Source organism: Marinobacter maroccanus (assembly GCF_002933275.1).
GTDB classification, from domain to species: Bacteria; Pseudomonadota; Gammaproteobacteria; order Pseudomonadales; family Oleiphilaceae; genus Marinobacter; species Marinobacter maroccanus.
On sequence record NZ_PSSX01000052.1, the window covers coordinates 1 to 464 of the forward strand.

The 464-nt window shown below is 60.5% G+C and carries 1 protein-coding gene; it reads left to right on the plus strand.

The window, feature by feature from the left end:
• The coding region (locus KEHDKFFH_RS20000; protein WP_192875820.1) for a transposase at positions 1 to 464 on the plus strand (464 nt) is incomplete at both ends.

Below are 464 nucleotides of genomic sequence, written 5' to 3' on the forward strand. Positions count from 1 at the left end.
ATGTCTGGGGCGTTGGACTGGATGCGGGCTATTACACCGCCGGCATCTGTAAGGGGCTGGAAGACCGNGGCCTCTACGGGGTGATGGGCTACCGGCGACCGAACAAGCCCAAGGGCTACCTCCCCAAACGCGCCTTCACCTACGATCCCGAGACCAACAGCTATCGCTGCCCGCAAGGTCAGCAACTGATCTACGCCACCACCAACCGTCTGGGCTACCGGGAGTACAAATCCAACCCGGCTCACTGCAAAGACTGCCCGCTACTGGGTCAGTGCACCCGCAGCGCCAACCACGTCAAAGTGCTTACCCGGCATNTCTGGCAGGACAGCAAAGACCGAACNGACAGTTACCGGTTAACGCCATGGGGCAAGGCGCTCTACAAACGACGGCAGGAAACCGTGGAGCGATCGTTCGCCGATGCCAAGCAGTTACATGGTCATCGTTACGCTCGCTTGCGAGGGCTC